At 74.9% G+C, this 19,869-nt stretch carries 15 protein-coding genes; 3 read left to right on the top strand and 12 right to left on the bottom strand.

Annotation, left to right across the window (positions count from 1 at the left end):
• Positions 1 to 193 precede the first annotated feature (193 nt).
• The 7 genes from ACFP3R_RS10415 to ACFP3R_RS10385 form a co-directional block, all read right to left on the bottom strand.
• Positions 194 to 1,453 carry a cytochrome P450 gene (locus ACFP3R_RS10415; RefSeq protein WP_380635039.1) on the bottom strand — a complete coding sequence of 420 codons (1,260 nt, stop codon included), beginning with the start codon at positions 1,451 to 1,453 and terminating at the stop codon, positions 194 to 196.
• A 203-nt stretch (positions 1,454 to 1,656) separates the two neighbouring features.
• Positions 1,657 to 2,322, bottom strand: coding sequence for a hypothetical protein (locus tag ACFP3R_RS10410; protein ID WP_380635038.1), 666 nt, complete (start codon positions 2,320 to 2,322; stop codon positions 1,657 to 1,659).
• Positions 2,323 to 2,417: 95 nt separating this feature from the next.
• The gene (locus ACFP3R_RS10405; protein ID WP_380635036.1) at positions 2,418 to 2,984 is read right to left on the bottom strand and encodes a hypothetical protein; all 567 of its coding nucleotides are present in this window, start codon (positions 2,982 to 2,984) and stop codon (positions 2,418 to 2,420) included.
• A 42-nt stretch (positions 2,985 to 3,026) separates the two neighbouring features.
• Positions 3,027 to 4,205 (bottom strand): sugar efflux transporter, encoded by a 1,179-nt coding sequence (locus tag ACFP3R_RS10400; RefSeq protein WP_380635034.1) that lies wholly within the window; start codon positions 4,203 to 4,205, stop codon positions 3,027 to 3,029.
• Positions 4,206 to 4,274: 69 nt separating this feature from the next.
• A complete protein-coding gene (locus ACFP3R_RS10395; RefSeq protein WP_380635032.1) occupies positions 4,275 to 5,897 on the bottom strand; it encodes a methyltransferase in 1,623 nt (540 codons plus the stop codon).
• 78 nt (positions 5,898 to 5,975) lie between these two features.
• Positions 5,976 to 7,352, bottom strand: a complete 1,377-nt coding sequence (locus ACFP3R_RS10390; protein WP_380635031.1) for an acyl-CoA reductase — start codon at positions 7,350 to 7,352, stop codon at positions 5,976 to 5,978.
• Positions 7,349 to 8,416 (bottom strand): acyl-CoA reductase, encoded by a 1,068-nt coding sequence (locus tag ACFP3R_RS10385; RefSeq protein ID WP_380635030.1) that lies wholly within the window; start codon positions 8,414 to 8,416, stop codon positions 7,349 to 7,351. Before ACFP3R_RS10385 ends, ACFP3R_RS10390 begins: the two co-directional genes overlap by 4 nt.
• 773 nt (positions 8,417 to 9,189) lie before the next feature.
• Here ACFP3R_RS10385 and ACFP3R_RS10380 point away from each other — a divergent pair.
• Positions 9,190 to 10,995 carry a cyclic nucleotide-binding domain-containing protein gene (locus ACFP3R_RS10380; RefSeq protein ID WP_380635028.1) on the top strand — a complete coding sequence of 602 codons (1,806 nt, stop codon included), beginning with the start codon at positions 9,190 to 9,192 and terminating at the stop codon, positions 10,993 to 10,995.
• 36 nt (positions 10,996 to 11,031) lie between these two features.
• On the opposite strand, the gene ACFP3R_RS10375 is transcribed toward ACFP3R_RS10380, so the two are convergent.
• Together ACFP3R_RS10375 and ACFP3R_RS10370 are read right to left on the bottom strand one after the other, a co-directional pair.
• Entirely contained in the window at positions 11,032 to 12,258 is a 1,227-nt protein-coding gene (locus ACFP3R_RS10375; protein WP_380635027.1) for a D-arabinono-1,4-lactone oxidase, read from the bottom strand.
• 73 nt (positions 12,259 to 12,331) lie between these two features.
• Positions 12,332 to 12,949 (bottom strand): TetR/AcrR family transcriptional regulator, encoded by a 618-nt coding sequence (locus ACFP3R_RS10370; RefSeq protein ID WP_380635025.1) that lies wholly within the window; start codon positions 12,947 to 12,949, stop codon positions 12,332 to 12,334.
• Positions 12,950 to 13,032: 83 nt separating this feature from the next.
• On the opposite strand from ACFP3R_RS10370, the gene ACFP3R_RS10365 reads away from it, so the two are divergent.
• Positions 13,033 to 13,623 (top strand): ester cyclase, encoded by a 591-nt coding sequence (locus tag ACFP3R_RS10365; protein WP_380635024.1) that lies wholly within the window; start codon positions 13,033 to 13,035, stop codon positions 13,621 to 13,623.
• A 361-nt stretch (positions 13,624 to 13,984) separates the two neighbouring features.
• Here ACFP3R_RS10365 and ACFP3R_RS10360 read toward each other — a convergent pair whose 3' ends face one another.
• Both ACFP3R_RS10360 and ACFP3R_RS10355 read right to left on the bottom strand, forming a co-directional pair.
• Positions 13,985 to 15,400, bottom strand: a complete 1,416-nt coding sequence (locus tag ACFP3R_RS10360) for a CoA transferase (protein ID WP_380635022.1) — start codon at positions 15,398 to 15,400, stop codon at positions 13,985 to 13,987.
• Positions 15,401 to 15,524: 124 nt separating this feature from the next.
• Positions 15,525 to 17,078: a class I adenylate-forming enzyme family protein gene (locus ACFP3R_RS10355; RefSeq protein ID WP_380635021.1), complete on the bottom strand. Its 1,554-nt coding sequence runs from the start codon at positions 17,076 to 17,078 to the stop codon at positions 15,525 to 15,527.
• A 366-nt stretch (positions 17,079 to 17,444) separates the two neighbouring features.
• On the opposite strand from ACFP3R_RS10355, the gene ACFP3R_RS10350 reads away from it, so the two are divergent.
• Positions 17,445 to 18,482 carry a Gfo/Idh/MocA family protein gene (locus tag ACFP3R_RS10350; RefSeq protein ID WP_380635020.1) on the top strand — a complete coding sequence of 346 codons (1,038 nt, stop codon included), beginning with the start codon at positions 17,445 to 17,447 and terminating at the stop codon, positions 18,480 to 18,482.
• 226 nt (positions 18,483 to 18,708) lie between these two features.
• Here ACFP3R_RS10350 and ACFP3R_RS10345 read toward each other — a convergent pair whose 3' ends face one another.
• Complete coding sequence (locus ACFP3R_RS10345; RefSeq protein WP_380635018.1) at positions 18,709 to 19,866, bottom strand: endonuclease; 1,158 nt, start codon at positions 19,864 to 19,866, stop codon at positions 18,709 to 18,711.
• Between the last annotated feature and the right edge of the window lie 3 nt (positions 19,867 to 19,869).

The raw sequence follows: 19,869 nt of genomic DNA, 5'->3' as shown, positions 1-19,869 counted from the left end.
CAGCGCGACGTCGACGGGCACCACCGGCGTCCCGGGCGACCACACGGGCGGTCGTGCGGCGGTCGTGCGGCGGTCACGCGGGTCGTCGAGCGGGACCGGCACCGGCCCGGGGCGCGGAGGAGTGCGACCTCGTCAGGTCGTGTCGAGCGGTGTCGGAGGTCGGAGCCCGCCTCGTCGAGGGCCCCGACCCGGGTCAGCGGGTGTGGACCAGCAGCCGGTCGACGCCGTGGACGATGGAGGCGGCGCGGAACGCCTGCCGGTCCTCGGCCAGGCGCAGCTTCGGGAACCGGCGCAGCAGCGCCGGGTAGGCCGCGCGCAGCTCCATCCGCCCCAGCTCCGCGCCGACGCAGCGGTGCGCGCCGTAGCCGAACGCCAGGTGAGCCGACGACTTGCGGGTGTGGTCGAAGTGGGGCGTGCTCTCGCGGTTGGCCGCCGACAGGGAGACCACCACCGCGTCGCCCTCCTCGATCCGCTGGTCCCCCACGGTGAGGGGGTGCCGCGCGAACCGGGGGAACGCCACCTGCACCACGCTCAGGTGCCGCAGCAGCTCCTCGACCAGCGGGCCCACCGCCGCGTCGTCGTCGCGCATCGACGCGCGCGCCTCGTCGTCCCGGAGCAGCACGTACGCGCCCAGCGCCAACATGCTCGCCGTGGTGTCGAAGCCGCCGGTCAGCACGCCGTCGGCCAGGCCGGCCAGCTCGGCGTCGTCGACCGCGTCGCCGTGCTGGCGGATGAGCGTGCCGATCAGGCCGTCACCGGGCGAGCGGCGCTCCCGCTCCACGATCTCCCGCATGTACTCCAGCGACTCGGAGATCGCGCCCAGCGCCTGGCCCGCGCCGCCGAACAGGTCGAAGCGGGCCGCGGCCAGCTGCTGGAAGCGGTCGCGGTCGGCGTAGGGCACGCCCAGCAGCTCGCAGATGGTCAGCGACGGGATCGGCAGCGCGAACTCCTTGACCAGGTCCACCGGACCCGGCGCGGCCTCCATCGCGTCCAGCCGCTGGGTCACGATCTCGTCGATGCGCGGCACCAGCCGCGACAGCCGCCGCATGGTGAACTCCGGCGTCAGCATCCGGCGCAGCCGGGTGTGGTCCGGCGCGTCGGCGAACCCGAGCCCGCCGGGCGACTGCTCCAGTCGCCCCACCGCCGCGCCGAGGCGGGTGTAGTCGTTGCTGAACGCCCCTGTGTCGGAAAGCACTTTTTTGGCCTCGGTCTCCCCCGTGACCAACCACACGCGGATGCCGAACGGCACGGGCACCCGGTGCACCGCGCTCGACTCGCCCATCCTCATCAGCTCCTCGACCGGATCCACCCCGTCCCGCTTCAGCGGGACCAGCGCCCGGTCCGGGAGCAGCGACAACGCGCGTGAACCGATCTTCCCCATGATCCACCGCGTGGCCGCCCGCCGCGCGACCCACTCCACCAAGCCTTCGCGCACAGACGCCAGAGTCGCCATTCCACACCCCTCGTTCCCCAGGTCGAATCGACGGAACGGTAGCCCCACCGCCCGGTGACCAGCATCGCGCCACAGGCTGATTGACAGGGCATGATCCGTGGAAGACGATCTGCGATCGCGCGTGAAACGGGCCGGAGCCCGGGGTCACGGCCGTCCGGGTCCGCTCGCCGCCCTGCCCGGTGAACCGCCCGCCGAGCCGTCCCCTACCGGGGCAGCAGCGCCGCCACCTCCGCCAGCGCGTCCAGCACCTCCGGGGTGAGGTACCCCGACGCCAGTTCCGCCCCGGCCACCGCGACCGTGCCCCGGTCGCGCCCGGAGCCGTAGTTCGCGCCGGAGAACGCGACCCCCGGCAGGCCGAGCGCGTCCGCGCCCAGCGGCTCGACGTCACCGGACCCCGGCTCGTCGACGAGGTCCTGGAACCGGCGGGCGTCCTCGCGCGAGGCGAACTCCACCCAGGCCACCGCGACGACCGCGGTGTTGCCCGCGTCGTCGCCCACCGCGAACAGCGCCCGGTCCATCGACACGCACCCGGTGTCCCGCAGGAAGTCCCGCACCCCGCCGAACGACGCCGCGGCGCAGTCGGCCGGCTGCCGGTCGGTCCGCTCGACCTCGCGCAGCCCCAGCTCCCGCCACGCGCCCTCGACGTCGCCGTCCCGCGCCCGGTCCTCGCTCGCGGCCTTGCGCGCGGTCAGGGCCGGACCGGCGCCGCCGGGCCCGCCCGCGCTCAGCCCGACCGCTCCCCCGTAGGCCACCGCGCTGAACGCGACCAGCCCCGCCAGCAGCACCGGCTTGGCCCGACCACCCCGGCGACCCCGGTTCCCGGTCGGGCGCACGCGGCCCCTGGCGTCGGTGTAGAAACCTCCCGGCACGGCGACCTCCCCCGAGCAAGGTTTAGCAACGCCCGGGGCGAAGTGACCCGATTTTCGCGGAGAACCGCTCGATCAGCGCAAACCGAACGGTCGGTTCACCCCGCGTCATCGGCGCGCCACCGGTCGTAGTCCTCCGGGGTGCGCACCCCGGAGTCCAGCACCGCCCGGTACAGCTCGAAACTGCGGTAGTCCGGCCGCTCGTGCTTGATCAGCAGCACCGCCGCGCGCACCTCGGGCGTGAGCCGCGCGGGCAGCGTGCGCACGTGCCCCAGGTCGGGCTGGCGGTCGGGCTCGTCGACGAACCAGAGGTCCAGGTTCCAGTCCCGCCCGGCGGCCGTGCGGAACGCCACGCCCAGGTACAGGCCGTCGGGGTAGAGCTCCGGCTCGGCGTTCCACGGCCCGAGATCCTTGCGGAACCGGACCGCGCCCACCCGCTCGTGCGCGCCCAGCTCCGCGCCGACCCGCAGCACGGCCGCGGTGTCCAGCGCCGGGCACACCACGGTGACGTCGATGTCGGGCACCGCCATGAGGCCCAGCGCCGAGCTGCCCGTGCGCACCGGCTCGCCCACCGCCGACAGCAGCCGGTCCAGGTCGAGGTCCGCCACGACCCGGTCGGCCTCGGCGCGCAGCTCGTCCTGCCGGCGCAGCAGTTCTTCGATCACCGACCGAGTATCCCGGAGCGCCCGGGGACCACAGGTCGCCGGTCAACGCCGCTTGGCGGCCAGCAGCAGCACCAGGCCCAGCACCGACATGACCAGGCCCATGCCGTAGGCGGAGCGGTAGCCGAAGTGCTGCGCCGCGCCCAGCAGCGGCCCGGACAGCATCGAGCTGATCTTGTACGTGTTGGTGTAGAGCGTGGTGGCGTAGCCGGGGCGGTCCGGGGCGAGGTCCTGGAAGTAGGAGATGCCCAGGCCCATCACCGCCGAGATCACCACGGCGTGCAGCACCTGCGCGGCCATCACCTGCCAGGTCTCCTGCGACACCAGCACGACCCCGTAGTAGGCCAGCGCCACCACCCCGCCCGACAGCACCAGCACCCGCTGGCCGCGCCGGACCGCCAGCGCGCCGAAGCCCAGCATCAGCGGGATCTCCAGCGCCGCGCACAGGCCCAGCACCAGGCCCGAGTCCGCGAGCGTGCCGCCGAGGTCCTCGGTGACGAACAGCGGCATCGCCGCCACGCCGACCGACGTCGCGCCCTGGAGCAGGACGAACGCCAGGCCCGCGAGCACGATCTCCCGGCGCCGGCCCGAGCGGTCCGCGACCACCTCGGGCGACGCGGGCTCCGAGCGGCCCAGCTCCGGCAGCCACCGCACGATCACCAGCGCGGACAGCGCGTAGCACGCCGCGGTCGTGACGAACAGGCCGGTGAACCCGGCGCCGGACATCAGCAGCGCGCCCAGCGGCGGCCCGGCCACCCACGAGACCGACACCAGCGTGCGCAGGCCGCTCATCACCAGCGGGACCCTGGTCGAGCCGCTGCGGTCGAGCGCCTGCCGGGCGTAGGCGAACATCTGCGGCATCTGGGAACCGGCGACCGCCGCCAGCGACACCGACACCACCAGCAGGACCCAGTACTCCCGGACGAACGCGAACAGCAGCCACGCCGCCGCGCCCGCCGCGCTCGCGGCCAGCAGCAGCAGGCGGCGGATCGCCCGGGAGTCGGAGAGCCGGCCGATCGCGGTGCTGACCGCGATCGAGCTCAGCGCGCTGGTCAGCAGGAAGGCGCCGACCGCGAACGGCCCCGCGTTCATCTCCTTGATCAGGAACACCGACAGCAACGGCCCCACCAGCGCGTACCCGGTGCCGGTCAGCAGGCTCACCGAGATCAGCGGCACGAAGGGCTTGGCAGGGGCGGGGACCCTGGTACCGCTCAGCACATCCACACCACCGATCCTCACCGCCCGGTCGGGCGGTGAGGAAGTGGATTTCCACCACCTGGTCCATGAGAGCGGTCACACAGGCGTCGCCCGAGCCACCAGGACGGCCATGTCGAGGGGCAGTTCGCGGATGTCCTCCAGGGTGAAACCGTGTTCGGCCAACAACTCCCGGTGCCGGTCGGCGGTGCGCTCCCCGCCCAGCGCGGTGTTGACCATCATGTGGACGTTGAACGACAGCGGCAGCACCGACCGGTCGTCGCGGATCGGCCGCTCCACCACGGCGAGCAGCGCGCCGTCGGGCATCGCCGAGCGGACGTTGCGCAGGATGGTCGAGCAGCGCTCGTCGTCCCAGTCGTGCAGCACGCGCGAGAGCAGGTAGACGTCGCCGCCGGCGGGCACCGGGTCGGTGAAGAAGTCGCCCGCGACCACCTCGGCCCGGTCCGCGCAGCCCGAGCGGGCCAGCACCTCCCGGGCCGCGCCGGCCACGTGCGGGCGGTCGAACAGCACGCCGCGCAGGCCGGGCGCGGCGGCCAGCACGAGGCCGAGCAGCCTGCCGTCGCCGCCCGCCACGTCGACCACGGTGCCGGTCTCGGGCAGGTCGAGCAGGCCGGGCACCAGGTTCAGGAAGCTCGTGCCCGCCGCCATCGCGCCCTCGAACAGCCGCGCGTCGGCGGGGTGCTCGGCGAAGTGCTCGAACGGCAGCACGCCGTAGAAGTGCTCGAACGCGCTGCCGCCGACGCGGAGGGTCTGCTCCAGGGCGGTGAACGACAGGTAGAACAGGCCGCCGTAGAGGCGGGCGAGGTCGCGCAGCGAGCCGTCGGCGTCGGCGCGCAGCAGCGCGCCGGCCTCGGTGAGCGACCACGCGTCGCCGTCCCGGTGGAGCACGCCGAGCGCGCCCAGGAAGGCCAGCACGCGGTGCAGCTCGCCCGGCCGCGTGCCGGTGCGCTCCGACAGGTCGGCGGTGGTGCGCGGTCCGCCGGCGAGCAGGTCGGCCACGCCCAGCTCGGCGACCGCTGCCACGGCGCGGGTGCGCCAGGCCCCGGTCACCAGCTCGAACATCGCCCGCCGGGCCTCGTCGGGCCGGCCGAGGTGGCGGCGCAGCAGGTCGGTCCGGTGACCGGGCAGCCGCAGCTCCACCCCGGTGCGGCCGCGCAGGTGCAGCGCGGTCGCGTTCCCGCGCGGGTCGTGGCCGCCGCCGTCGGGCACGAGGCCGGCGTCCCTCAACGCCTCGTAGACGCCCCTCGACACCACCTCGTCCCCGGCGACGCGGAACACCGGGTGCGCCCACCCAACACGGTCCGGACCGGCGGGACCGCCCAGGACGGACACCTCCAGCCCGCGCGGGCAGCCGGGCAGCGCGCAGCGCACGAGCCGCACGTCCGCGCCGAGGTCGTGCCCGGTGAGGCGGGCCAACCGGTCCCGCGTCGGCTCGTCCGGCACCGGCTCGCCCGGCACCTGCTCCTCCGGGCGAACGCCCAGTTCGACCAGCGCGGCCACCACGTCGTCCACGCTCCGCGCCGCGACCAGCACGGCGGTGTGCGTGAACTCCAGGTGCGCGGCCGGTCCCCCGGGCCCGCCGAGCGCGGCCGCCAACGCCTGCTCGGTGCTCGTGGACCGGGTGGAACTCACCGCCTCGGCCAGTCGGCGGTACTCCGGTTCGTCCAGCGGCTCGTGGTCGCCGGTCTCCGTCAGGGCCATGCCAGGTCCTCCCCAGCGAACGGCCGTGCCCCGCCCCTCGGGACAGGGCACGGTGATCTCGTGACCCGGTGTGAAGACCTAGTCGGCTTCCAGCTCGGGGTGAAGCTCCACATCCGCCCAGCGCACCAGCCCGGCGATGCGCGGTTGCCCGTCGTGCCGCCAGGACATGCTCGGCTTGGTCATCGCGCCCGGCGCGCAGATCCGGCTCGCGCCCAGCACCGCCAGCTCGCGCCCGACGCGCCGGAGCTCCTCGCCGACCGCGCCGAGGCCGACGTTCTGGAGGTGCCGGGCGTAGGGCCGCACCAGGTCGACCGCCGCCGCGAGGTCGGGCACCGGCACGATGCGCGCGACCCGGTCGCCCGCGCCGGTGAGCGGGAGCAGCGAGTCGTCCAGCAGGACCGTCCACTCCAGACCGTCCGGTGCCCACACCTCACTGGTGTCGCTGGTCGCGGACCGCCACTCCGCGACCAGCCTGCGGTGCTGGAGCGCGATGGCGTCGTGCGCCTCGACCGTCCCGGGTGGACAGTCGACGGCGGCGCGGCGCATCGCGTCGGCCAGGTGCCGGGCCACCGCGCGGGCGTGCGCGGCCTGCACCAGGTAGACCTGCGGCGACAGGCAGGCGTGCTGGTCGAAGTCGCTGGAGTCCGCGGCGATGCGGCGCGCCACCTCGGCGGGGCCGTGCCGCGTCGCGTACTCGGCGCTGACCAGGCCGAACGAGAACTTGTGCGCGTGCTCCTCGTAGAGCTGGTGCGGTTGGACCCGCGCCCGGACGGCCGCGCACGCCTCGTCGCCGCCGTAGACCACCACGGCGTCGGCGTGCGCGAGGGCGGCGGTCAGCGCGGCCTCGTCGTCGCGGTCCCAGTAGGTGGCCACCACGGCGTCGGCCAGCACCGGCTCCACCTCGTGCAGGGTGCGCAGGAACGCGGCGGTGAAGTGCGGTTCCTTGGCCGGGACCTTCGCGATCAGGCTCGACTTGACCAGCAGCGCGCGGACCAGGGACCGCGCCGGGAGACCGGGCACGTTGCCGGAGAACACCGCGAGCGTGGTGCCCGGCCCGACCGCGGTGGTGCCGCCGCGGAAGCCGTCGAGCACCTCGGGGTCCCCCAGCTCGCGGGTCAGCGCGGCCAGCAGCGACTCGGCGCGCAGGTTGCCCACCTCGGCGTCCAGCGCGCGGTCGACGGTCTCCTCCGACATGCCGGTCACCAGCGAGGCGTCCCGCACCACGGCGCGGCGCGGGGCGAAGTCGCGCTTGGCCCAGCGGTCGGCCACCTCGTCGAAGGCGGCCACGACGTGGCGCACCGGCAGCTCGCGCAGCCGTTCGTGCGCGGCCCGGAGCCCGGCGCCGATCCCGTCCCAGTCGGCGGGCCGCTCGCCGTGCCACTCGTGCGCGCCGGAGCGGAGGGTGAACGACGTGCCCGGGTGGGTCACCCAGTCGGGCATCCACGACACGGTCACGCGGCACCTCCGGTGATCTCGTCCAGCGACAGCGAGCAGCCCCGGCTGGTGCTGCCGGCGATGCGCCCGGCGATGGCCACGCCCTCCGGGCCGGCGATGCCGAGGTCACCGGTGAGCAGCACGTACGGCCGGTCGAGCAGGGCGTAGTCGGTGATCTCCAGCAGACCGGGCCCCGTCTCGCGGTACTCGCGGGTGCGCGGGTCGCGGACCCGCGGACCGCCCGCCGGGCCACCCGCCTTGGGCCGTTCGCCCAGCGGGCCCACCGGGGTGTCGGCCGAGTCGTAGAGCGGGTTGGCGATCTCGGTCATGCCGAAGATGTTGCCGAACCGCTCGATGCCGAAGACCCGCCCGACCGCGTCGTGCAGGTCGTCCACGGCCATGACGCGCGAGCGGCCCTTGAAGCCGCCGCCGTCGTACATGCGGGAGCCCGGCGGTAACCGCCAGCGGCGGCCCCGCGCCTCCAGGGCGTCGCAGATGTTGACGAAGGCGAAGGTCGCGCCGACCAGCACGACCGGCAGCCCCTCCGCCACGGCGGCGTCGAGCCGCCGCGCCAGCAGCTCGAAGTCCACGCCCGCCTCCCGCACGACGGCGGTGCTGAGCCGGGGGTCGCCGACCGCCTCCGCGATGCGGGCCATGTCGAACGCGATGGCCATGTGCGGTGCGGCGCGCTCGGAGGGGACGAACGGCAGCACCACGGGCCTGACGTCGGCGAAGTCGATCTCCCGGCGGGCCCGCGCGGTGACCGCGACGCGCTTGAGCTCCAGGCCGAGCGGGGAGTACCGGACGCTGCCCCGGGTGCTGCCGGTGGTGCCGCTGGTGCGGAACTCGCGGGCCACGGGCGCGTCGGGGAACAGGTGGGGGCCGCCGCCCTTGTAGGCGGTGTCCGGGACGCCCACGCCGGTGCCGACCTGCTTCCAGTACCTGGCGACCTCGGGCGAGTTGGTCCGGGCCAGTTCGACGAGCTGGTCCTGCGCGTCGAGCGGGTCGCCGTCCTCCTCTGCGACCAGCCTGACGAGGTGTTCGAAGAGCCGCGCGACGTGGGGGTCGTCGTGGGCGATGGTCATCGACTCCTCCTGCGGTGAGGGCAACCCGGACAGTCAGCAGTGGTTGATCGGGAGGCGCAAGATCGACCCCCGGAACGGGGTACCGCCAACCGGGTGGTTCGGGAAGGCCATAGGATGACTGAAAGCAGAGCCGGTGAAAACGAATGAACGTGTTCCGCTACGGGACCCGGAACGGCGTGAACCAGGGCGGAACGCCGATGGGAATTGCCCGATCCGGGTCCTGACCAGCGCGGATGGTCCAATTCGCGGGTGCGGGCGGTGAGGTTGGTGGGGTTGCCGGGGGTGGCGGGGCATACCGCTATACCACCGAACGAGAACCACCGGGAACGGGAGGAACCAAACGAGACGGTATGGTGCCGGAAGCGGCCTCGAACCGGCCGGCGGACCGTGCTCGACGTGTCCGACCCCGCCCGAACGGCCCTCCGGGAAGCGCCAGGCCGCCGTCAACCTTCCCTTATCGAGTGAACCTCATATCCCGCCGAGGGAAACCGACGGCTGTTCGGTAACGCTCTGTTCCAACGCTCCACCGATGGACGCAGGACTTGCGGGGTTCTCCGCATTATTGCGGCCTAGACGGACGTCCGAACATTCATACCGTAACGATGTCAGCAGGCGGGCTAACGATTGCCCTGAGCAACCGATATCGCCGCTATGGACGACGATTCCACTCCGGCGGTACGAGTAGACGCGCCCGAACGCCGGAACAGGGCGTCCGAACGCGTGAGCCGCAGGAACCGCGCAGTCGCGGACCGAGCAACCACCTGGGGTGCCGGATGAACAGCCGAATGGTCGAACTCGAAGCAGTCCTGTCCCGCTCCGCCCCCGATCGGCTCGCGGCGCGGCGCCTCGCGGTGGAGCTCGCGCGCTCGCTGGACGCGCTCGGCGCGCGCCGGGACGCGGACCGGCTGCTGCGCTGCGCCGCCGCGCTGACCCGGATCGGCTCGGCCGACGCCGCGGACGTGCTGCTGGTGTCGATGCTGGCGCTGATCGACCCCACCTCGCCGGAGGCCGCGCGGGTGCGCGACCAGCAGGCGCTGGTGGCGGTCGCGCGCGGTCGCCGCGAGCCCGGGGCGGTCGCGCCGCGCCAGGTGCGGCGGCGCGTGCCCGGCGCCGCGTTCGGCCGGGGCGCCCCGCTGCGCCAGGTGGTCGGTGACTTCCTCGACCCCGCGCCCGCCGCCGACCGGATCGCGGTCGGCTCGGTGGCCGTGGCGGTCGAGGCGGCCCACCCCGGCGAGACCGGCGCGCTGGAGCTGGAGCGCCAGCGCAACGCGGCGATGCTCGGCTCGAACCACCCGCAGACGGCCGCGGTGCGGTTGAACCTGATGTGCGCGCGGTTCCGGATCGCCCGCGAGCAGGGCGACGCGGACGAGGTGGCCGAGGCGCTGGGCGACCTGCGCGAGGCCACCGACCGGGCGCTGGCCTCGCTGGGCTCGCACCACCCGCGGTCGCTGGTGGCGCAGGCCAACCTGGCGTCGGCCGAGTTCGAGCTGGCCCGGACGCGGCGGTCCGCCGAGCGGGCGCGGCTCGCGCTGCCCGCCCTGCGCTCGGCCGTCGACCGGACGGGTATGCGGCTGGGCTCGGACCACCCGCACGCGTTGATCGCCGCGGCGAACCTGGCCGCCGCCGAACTGGAGCTGGCGCACGTGGAGGGCACCCGGCCGCAGGCGCAGCGCCTGCTGGACCTGGTGCGCGACGCGTCCGGGCGGGCGAGCGCCGCGCTGGGCGCCGACCACCCGGCCGTGCAGGAGCTGGACGAGCAGCGGCGGGCGTGCGAGGCGCTGGTGTCCGGCGCCGGGCCGGACCCGTCGTTCGAGCGCGGGTACGCCTCGTTCGCCGACGCGGGCCGTTCGCTGGCCACCGCCAAGCCCGGCACGCCGGCGGCGCGGCAGCACTCGCCGACCACGGCGGAGTGGCCGGCGGGCACCCTGCTGAACCGGCTGCGGGAGACCAGCCGCCAGGAGCTGATGAACCTCGGCACCACCGTCCGCTACGCCGCCGACCGCGAGATCATCGTGCAGGACGCCACCGACACGCACGCGTTCCTGCTGCTCGACGGCGTGGTCAAGGTGCTGGTCACCGACGAGGCCGGTGACAGCGCCGTGCTGACCGTGCGGGTGGCGGGCGACCTGGTGGGCGAGATGGCCGCGATGGACCACAGGCCCCGGTCGGCGACCATCGTGACCTGCGGTGACGTGGTGGCGAAGCTGATCACCAGCGCCGAGCTGCACAGCTTCCTGCACCGCCGCAACGACGGGTTCGTCGAGCTGATCGGCGTGATCGACGACCAGCTGCGGTGGGCCAACCGCCGCCGCCGCGACTTCCTCTCCCACAGCGCGGCCGAGCGGGTGGCGCGGGTGCTGGCCGAGCTGGTCGGCGCACACGGCAGGCAGGAACTCGGCGGTTGGGTGCTGGGCATCCCGCTGACCAAGGTCGAGTTGGCGTCGATCGCGGGCATGAAGCCGCGCACGGCCGAGAAGGCGTTCGCGGACCTGCGCAAGGCCGGCGTGGTGGTCAGCCACCTGCGGCGCGACGTGGTGGTGCCCGACCTGGACCTGCTGCGGCGGTTCGCGCGGATGTGAACGCCCGGTGGGGTGGGCGGGCCCCACCCCACCGGGTCAGCGGCCCAGCAGGCGGTCGAGGAACGGGTTGCCGAACTTGCCGGCGGGGTCGAGGCGGTCGCGGAGCTCGACGAACCGGTCCACGTGCGGGTAGCGGGCGCCGAGGTCGGTCAGCTCGGTCAGCTTGCCCCAGTGCGGGCGCGGGTCCCAGGGGGCCAGGGCGTCCTCGATCCGGCGCAGCACCCGGCGGACCCCCTGTTCGTCGGGCCGCCAGGTGAAGTGGAGCGCCACGCTGTCGCGCCCGTGGACCGTGCTCAGCCACTGGGTGTCGGCGGCGACCGTGCGGATCTCGGAGGTCAGCAGGACCGGGGCGAAGTGCTCCCCGAGGGCGTTGAGGGCCCGGAGCGCGTCGGCGGCGTGCTCGCGGGCGATGAAGTACTCCGACTGGAGCTCCGCGCCGACGCTCGGGGTGAAGTCGGCCCGGAAGTGCGGGAGCCGCTCGTGCCACGGTCCGGGCTCGCCGAGCTGCGCGGTGCAGTTGCGGGCGGGCTGGCCGGGCACCGGGTGGCGCGGCCCGTCGGCCTCGGTGGCGCCGGTCCAGGTCAGGTCGGGCCGGTCGTCGCCGGTGCGGCGCTTGGTGAACACCCGGGCGACGCCCTGCCAGGTGGTGAAGGCGCTGACGCTGTAGGCGCTGGAGAAGACCGCGTCGACGTGCTCGACCAGGGCGTCGAAGGGCATGTCGTCGAAGACCCGCTGCTCCACGTCGAACGTGGGCACGACGTCGAGGGTCATGGTGGTGACGACGCCCAGCGCGCCGAGCGAGACCACCGCGCCGTCGAAGTCGGCGTCCCGGCCGCGGGTGAGGGTGGTGAGGGAGCCGTCGGCGGTGACCAGCTCGACCTCGCGGACCAGGCTCGCGAGGGACGGGACGTCGTTGCCGGAGCCGTGGGTGGCGGTGGCGCAGGTGCCCGCGACGGTGATGTGCGGGAGCGAGGGCATGGCGGGCAGGGCCAGGCCGCGGGCCTGGAGGAGGTCGGCGAGGCGGGCCAGCCTGGTGCCGGCGCTGGTCCTGACCTCGTGCTCGCCGGGTTCGAACACCTCGGGCAGGCCGTCGAGGCTGATCAGCGTGCCGGTGGTGTCGGCGACGGTGCTGAAGGAGTGCCCGGTGCCGACGACGTGGGCGCTCTCCGCTCGGGCGACCAGCTGCCGGAGGTCGTCGAGGGAGCGGGGGTGCTCGGTGCTCGCGGCGGAGAAGGTGACGTTGCCTGCCCAGTTGGTGCTCACCGGATCGATTCTGCCCCAGGACCGGCGGTGCCTCCGCCGGCCGGCGTGCCGCCCCGTCGGCCGGCCGTCGTCGTCAGGTCAGCAGGACCAGCCGGTCGACGAGGCGGTCCAGCACGCCGTCCGGCCAGGGGAACATCGGGGTGACCGGGCGGAGCGCGGCCAGTCCGTGCAGCCCCGCCCAGAGCGCGGTGGCGTCGGCGAACGGGTCGGTGCCGGTGGACCTCCCGGCGTCCGCGCAGTCGCGCACCGCCCGGACGAGCACGTCGAACACGTCGAAGCCGACGGTCGCCGCGTCGGCGGCGACGGTGGGCGTCTCCTGGGCCCTGGCGGCGCTCCACGCCCCGCCGAACAGGACGCGGTAGCGGGCGGGTCGGGTCAGGGCGAAGTCGAGGTAGGCCGCGCACACCGCGCGCAGGCGCGCCACCGGGTCCGCCTCGTCCACCATGGTCATCGCCCGGCCGAGGTCGGCGAAGGCGTCCTGCACCACGGCCAGCAGGACCGACTCGCGGTCGGGGAAGTGCGCGTAGATCGACGGCGCCGCGATGCCGACGGTCCGGGCGATGGCGCGCAGGGTGACCGCGTCCTCCGAGCCGGTCTCCTCCAGCAGCCGCCCGGCGCCCCGGACGATCTCCTCGCGCAGCAGGGCCCCGTCGCCGCGGCGGTTGCGGGGCCGACCTCCTGAGGTGCTCACGACCGTGACTTTACAGGCGTTAGCCGACCCGCTAACCTTACGGCTGTAAGCGAACGGCCGTAAGCCAACTTGGAGGTCCCGCCGTGAACACCACCACCCGCCGCTCCGCAGGCGTCTTCTCCGCCGTCGTGCTGGCCGCCGTCCTCGGTGGCGCCGTCGCCGGCGCGGCCCCCGCACCCGCCCCCGCCCCCGCACCGGCCTCGGTCCCCGTGTCGGCACCGGGCGCGCACCACGACCACGCCCACCGCAGCACCCCGATCGCGGACGAGTGGGCCGCCGCGTGGAACACCAACTCGCCCGAGCGCATGGCCGCCCTGTTCACCGACACCGGCAGCTACACCGACCACGCCTTCCAGGCCACCTTCACCGGCAAGGACGGCGTCGCGGGGTGGGTCGCCAACACCCACGCCTCCATCGAGGACCCGAGGGTGGAGATCGTCGACGCCTTCCGCTCCGGTGACCGCGTCGCCGTGCGCTGGGAGTTCTCCGGCACCGACATCGGCTCCTTCGCCGAGCACCTCCCGCCCACCGGCAAGTCCTTCACCGTCCCCGTCCTGACCCACTTCGAGCTCAAGAACGGCAAGATCGCGCGCTGCGAGGACTACTACAACCTCGCCGACCTCCTCCGCCAGGTCGGCCTCCCCTCCGGTGTCTGGACCCCGCCCGGCGCGTGACCGGAACGAATCTCCCGCGCTCCCCGTCCCGGGGGACGTGCTGCGCTGCCTGACGCTGGTCGGCGCCCTGTGCGCCGCGTGCGCGCCGTTTCGGCCGGCGCGGCCGGCCGGCGCGGCCGGCCGGGTCGGTGCTGGGCGTCGGGGCGGCGGTGGCGGCGCTCGTGCTGCCGGGACGGGACCTGGGCACCGGGTTGACCGGGTCGGACCTGCCCGTGCTGGTGGTGGGCGAGGTGGCGGTGGCGGTCGGGGCCGCACGACGGTGCCGGTGGTGGGGCTGGTGCCGCGCGACGCCGGCGAGGTCGGGGGCGGGGCGGGGTGATCCGGCCGGCGGGTACCGGGCCGGCGGGCGCGAGGTCGCGCGTCACGAGAACTCCCACGGCGAGGTCGGCACCACGCAGCCGTCCCGCACCAGCACCCGCGCGAACCGGGGGTCGGCGGCCAGCCGGGCCAGGTCGGTGCACACCGGCGCGGTCAGCCGCGCGGTGCAGCGCCGGGCGGCGCGGGCGTTGAGCCGGGACGCCGCGGACAGCAGCGAGGAGCGCACCTCCCGGCCCGCGCCGGAGCGGACGCGCCGCACCAGCGCGTCCACCACGCCCCGCGCGCACACCACGCCGCCGAACACGTCGAGCACGGTCATCAGCGACGGCGGCACGCCGGCGTGCGCCTGCACCACGAAGTCGGTGGCCGGCGGCGGCCGGTCCCCCAGCTCGTCACCCCACCCGGAGGCGTGCGCGTAGACGACGCCCGGCCGCGCCCTGGCCACGTCGCGGGCCCGCAGCGCCCACCGCTCCGCCCTGCCGGGCGCCCAGTCGTGCAGGAACACGTCGGCGTCGGCGGCCAGCTCCAGCAGCTCGTGCCGCCCCGCCACGGTGGCCAGGTCGACCTCGACCACCCGCTTGCCCCGGTTGAGCGCGTGGAAGCGGGCCGACACCGGGCCGGACCGGCAGTCGGCCACCGGCGGGACGCCGCGGGCCGGGTCGCCGCCGGGCGGTTCGGCGCGCACCACGACCGCGCCGAGCAGCCGCAGCAGGTGCCCGGTCAGCGGGCCCTGGACCCGGCGGCACGACTCCAGCACGACCAGGCCGGACAGCGGCAGCGCGCCGCGCGGCGCGGGGACCCGCGGACCGGCCGCGCCGGGCAGCTCCGCGATCCGGTAGGCGGGCAGGTGGTCCAGGACCCGGTTGGCCACCCGCACCAGGCTCGTCCCGGTGGCGGCCGCCGCGCGTTCCAGCACCTGGAGCGGCAACCGCGCGGTCACCCCGGTCAGCTCGGGCGGCAGCGGGCAGGTGGCGGTGGCGAAGCGGTCGGCGAAGGTCCGCCACGAGCCGGCCACCGCCCGGGGGTCGGCGCGCAGGGCCGTCCAGAAGCGCCGCCACACCTCGGCGTCCGGCGCCTCCAGCTCGAAGGCCACCCCGTCGCCGGACACGAACGGCGGTCCGCCCACGCCGAAGGGCACCACCGGGGCGTCGTCGTCCGCGGCGGTGGTGGCCGCGGCCAGGTACTGCGACACCGCCAGCAGGGCGGCCTGGGCGACGGAGGTGGTCACCGAGCGCGCGACCGCGCCGCGCAGCCGGGCCAGCTCCAGCGCCGCGGCGCCGAGCGCGGCCAGCTCGCCGGCCAGGATCGAGGCGTAGTCCAGGCCCAGCGGGGTGGGCCGCCCGAAGCGGCGGCCGTGGACGTGCATGAGCCCGCACGCGGCCTGCACGTCCAGCTCGCCGGCGAGCGCCAGGTCCACCGGGCCGGACCAGGGCACGGCCGCCAGCGTGGAGGTGGTCATGCCGGTTCCGGTCGGTGGGGGTGGACGCGGGTCCGCTCCCGCCGGCCGGGGGTCGGCGGGTCGTGGGCGGCGGACAGGAGGCGGTGCCGCTCGGCGACCTGCGCACGTCCCGGGACGCGGGTGGTCACGTCCACCGCCCGCTGCCGTGGATGTCGGCGGCGCCGGTCAGCCGGATGAGCAGGTCGAGGCGGCGGACCTTGCCGGTGGCGGTGCGCGGCACCTCGTCCCAGGCCAGCACGTGCGGGGCGGCCAGGGGCGGCAGGTCGGCCACGGCCCGCCGCCAGGCGGGCGGGTCCAGCGGGCCGTCGAGCACGAGCACCGGGACCGGCGGGCCGCCGGGGGCGCCCAGCACCACGCACTCCACCACCTCGGGGAGCCGGTCCTCCAGCAGGTCTTCCACCTCCAGGCAGCTCAGGCCGGGCACGGCGTCCACCTCGCGGTCCAGCAGCCGCACCGCGCCGCCGCGGGTGAGCACGCCGAGGTCGCCGGTGTGCCACCAGGCCCCGCTGGTCTTGGCCAGCCAGCGGTCCTGCTCCCCGACGTAGCCGGGGCAGCGGGCGGCGGTGCGGGCCAGCAGCAGCCCCGCCCGGCCGTGCGGCACGGGTTCGAGGGTGGCCGGGTCGACCACGCGCAGCCGGGTGCGGCCCGGCGCCGGACGGCCCAGGTCGCGCGCGTCGAAGGGGCGGTTGACCGCGCGGCGGGTGAGGACCCGGGAGGTCAGCGGGCCGGTCTCGCTCTGGCCCCAGCCCTGCACCCACACCGGCCACCGGCGCCGGGACGCGTGCAGCATGGTCCGGACGACGGGCGGGTGCACCGCGTCGTAGGCGCTGACGAACAGCCGCACGTCGCGGAACGGGTTGTCGGGCCGGGCGGCCAGGGGACGCCACCGCGCGTAGGCGGCGGGCAGCGCCTCCAGGGTGGTCGGCGGGTGCTGCGTGAACACCCGCTCGGCGGAGCCGGCCTCGCTGAGCAGCACGACCTCGCGCGGGGCCCGGCGGAACACGCCCGCGGTCCAGCGGAACGCCCGGACGTGGGCGTAGGAGGCGGCGTTGGCGACCACGTCGTCCCGGCGCGCCCCGATGACCGGCCACCGCGCCACCCCGACGCGGGACGGCCGGTGCGCCAGGGTGCGGGTGGTGTGCACGACGAGCTTGGGCACGCCGGTGGTGCCGGAGGTGTGGTGGATCACCAGCGGTTCGTCGTCGTGCCTGCGCCGGGGCGCGGGCACGCCCTGGCCGCGCACGTCGTCCAGGGTCAGCGCGCCCTCCACCGCCGGGTCCAGCGACAGCACGCGGCGGGCGGCGTCGGCGGGCGGGCGGCGGTCGGTCACCAGCAGGGCCGGCTCCAGGCGCTTGAGCAGGACCTCCAGCACGTCGTCGGGCAGGCGACCGGAGATCAGCGCGGGCACCGCGCCGAGCCGGATCGCCGCGCACGCCAGCAGGGCGTAGTCGTAGTGGTTGCGCTTGACCACGGCGACGCGCTCCCCGCGGCGCAGGCCCGCGGCGTGCAGCCACCCGGCGGCCTCGCGCACCAGCCAGGCCAACTCCGGCACGGTGTGCTCGACGGCGCCGGGGCCGTCGCCCGGCACGATGTCGAAGGGCCGGTCCAGGTGCACGGTGGTGTGCGGCCGGCGCGAGGCGACCTCGTCGAACAGCGTGCCCAGGTCGTGGGGTTTCACGCGTGCCGCCCCCTCGGCACGGCCCGCGATTCGAATTCGAGCGCTTCGGACCCGCGCGGGAACTCACCGTTCCCGACCACTCCGACAACATTCCACGGGGCCATCTGCCACAAATCACAAAATGCCGTCGATCGCGTGAAGAATGGCCCGGTCAACGCGTTCACCTCCGCTGTCGTCGCTCCGACTGCGAGCGTATGCCAGGCGACCGGGAGAGCCTTGGGCCACCGACCAGTTCACTCTTCCTGGTCAACTCGCGGACACGGAGTTGACAACGTCGGCACATCCCCGACTAACGTCATCGGCAGTAATTCCGATCGTTATTTCTCGATGTCTTCCGCGATCACACGGGACGGGCGGGGCTCTCTGGTGCGAACACTCGTCGTTGGGTTGGGGCGGGCCGGGGCAGACCTGCACCTGCCGGTGCTGGCCAGGGCTCGGGCCTCGGTCCGGCAGTTGTTCGACGACCGACCGGTGGTGGCGTGCGACCCGCGCCGGCTGCCCGCGGAACGCCCGGGGCTGGCGATGGTGGGCAGCCTGGCCGAGGCCGCCACGCTGCTGGACCCGGCCGAGACGGTGGCGCACGTGTGCACGCCGCCGGCGGCGCGCGCCGAGGTGATCGCGCAGCTGGCCGAGCGCGGGTTCCGCAACGTGATCGTCGAGAAGCCGCTGGCCGCGGACACCGACGACCTGGCCCGGATCACCCGGCTGCGGCGCAAGCACGGCCTGCGGGTCGCGGTGGTCGAGCCGTGGCTGACCAGCACGCTCGCCGAACGGCTGGTCGGGCTGGTGCGCGGCGGGTCGCTGGGCGAGCCGAGGGCGATCTCGGTCGTGCAGGACAGGCCGCGCTTCCGCAGGTCGCTGACCAGGCCGAGCCACCCGACCGCGTTCGACGTGGAGCTGCCGCACGGCGTGGGGCTCGCGCTGCGGCTCGCGGGCAGCGCGCGGGTGACCCACGCGGCCGGGTTCGACCTGGTGGTGGGCGACGTGGTGGTGCCCAGGATGGGTGGCGCGCGGGTGGGGCTACGGCACAACAACGGGGTGCGCACCGAGATCAGCTCGGACCTGACCTCGCCGGTGCGGGAGCGGCGGATCACCGTGGAGTTCGAGCGGGGCGTCGCGGTGGGCCACTTCGCGGTCAGCGACGACGACGACCACTCGCAGCTGACGGTGACGGTGAACGGGCACCGCGAGCACGAGGTGCTGCGGGACGACTCGATGACCGAGTGGATCATCCGGGCCTACCGGTTGTTCCACGCCGCCGGGGACCAGCACGCGCGGGGGTTCGCCTTCGCCACCGACGTGGTGCAGCTGCTGTCGGTGGCCAAGAACATCTGCGCGGAGCCCGTGGTGCCCGCGGCCCGGTCGGAGTCGCCGGGCCGGGTGGCGGCGGCGCACGTCCGCTGAACCGGTGCCGGCGGTGATTGCCGGCGCGGTTCACCGGCGGACCGGGTTGCCGATCACCCGGCGCTGCCGCGCGCGGGGTAACAGAAAGCAGCGGCGGAACCGGAGCGGGGTGTGATTTCCCCGAAATGCGGCGCGCCGCATTCGGCGACCGGCGCACGAAGGACGGCGGCGTGGACCGGGTCCACGCCGCCGTCCTGGTCACGTGCGAAGGGCTGTGCCGGCCGGGTCAGCCCCAGATCGACGCCGCCCACTCCGGGTGGTCGACGAACGGGTTCCGGTTGCCCTGGAACCGGTCGTGGATGACCTGGTTGCGGCGCTTCTCGAACGCGTCCGGCGGGTCCTGCGCGTGCCACCGCAGCAGCACCGACGACCGCCCGTGGTACGGCGCCGTCCCGTTGGCGACGCGGTCGTTCAGCTCCAGGTTCGCGAACCCGTCGCCGCCCTCGTAGCGCACCGCCATGTAGAACAGCATCCGCGCCACGTCGCCCTTCACCGCGTTGCGCGGCTCCCAGGAGTCGCCGTCGGTGTAGTTGCCCGGCGCCTCGGCCGCCGCCGAACCGCCGCTGTCGAAGTCCTTGTTGCCCCGGTTGGCGTTCACCGACACGTCCTCCGGCCGCAGGTGGTGCACGTCGGTGCCCGGCCCGGTCGCGGTGCCGAAGTCGCCGTGCGACTTCGCCCAGACGTGCTCGCGGTTCCAGTCGTCGGCGTTCCCGCCGTTGGCCGACTTCGACTGCGACCGCCCCGAGTACAGCAGCACCACGTTGTTCGGGTTGGCCGGGTCCTCGTCGGTGACCTTCAGCGCCTCCCACACCTGGTCGTAGGACAACCGGGTCTGGTTGCGGATGATGCCGTGCAGCGCCGTCTTCAGCGTCGCCCCGGACTTGCCCAGCGCGGCGCGGTAGTAGTCGTCCACGCCGCCGGGCACGGTGGTCGTGGGCGCCGTGGTGGGCCTGGTCGTCGTGGTCGGGCCGGTCGTCGTGGTCGTCGTGGGCACGGCGCCGCCCGCGAAGGCGAACGCCGTGGTCGAGGTGAGGCCGGGGTGCGAGAAGTACGCGCCCAGCACCCCCGTCACGTCGACCTGCCTGCCCAGCAGGCCGGGGTTGGCCCGCAACCCCCACTGCGCCCGGAACGACGACGTGACCTGGACGTAGAGCATCTGACCGGTGCCGGTCTGGGTGGGCGAGTCGGCCAGCGCCAGCGCGTAGTCCGACGGGAAGCCCGACCGCACCACGGTGTTCGTGGCGGTCGGCTGACCCACCACGTAGCCCCGCACGGTGGCGGTCGCACCGTTCTGCTGCCCGATGGCCGAGGCCACCGTGACCGGCGCGGCGCCCGACGCCGCCGGAACCACCAGGGCCGCCGCCACCGCGACGGCGGTCACCACGAA

It is taken from the genome of Saccharothrix lopnurensis, from assembly GCF_042658445.1.
GTDB classification, from domain to species: domain Bacteria; phylum Actinomycetota; class Actinomycetes; order Mycobacteriales; family Pseudonocardiaceae; genus Actinosynnema; species Actinosynnema lopnurensis.
This window is presented reverse-complemented; position numbering and strand designations above follow the sequence as displayed.

Coding starts and splice junctions, on each gene's coding strand:
- ACFP3R_RS10415 (WP_380635039.1), bottom strand. CDS start 1,453: ATGGCGACTCTGGCGTCTGTGCGCGAAGGCTTGGTGGAGTGGGTCGCG.
- ACFP3R_RS10395 (WP_380635032.1), bottom strand. CDS start 5,897: ATGGCCCTGACGGAGACCGGCGACCACGAGCCGCTGGACGAACCGGAG.
- ACFP3R_RS10385 (WP_380635030.1), bottom strand. CDS start 8,416: ATGACCATCGCCCACGACGACCCCCACGTCGCGCGGCTCTTCGAACAC.
- ACFP3R_RS10380 (WP_380635028.1), top strand. CDS start 9,190: ATGAACAGCCGAATGGTCGAACTCGAAGCAGTCCTGTCCCGCTCCGCC.
- ACFP3R_RS10360 (WP_380635022.1), bottom strand. CDS start 15,400: ATGACCACCTCCACGCTGGCGGCCGTGCCCTGGTCCGGCCCGGTGGAC.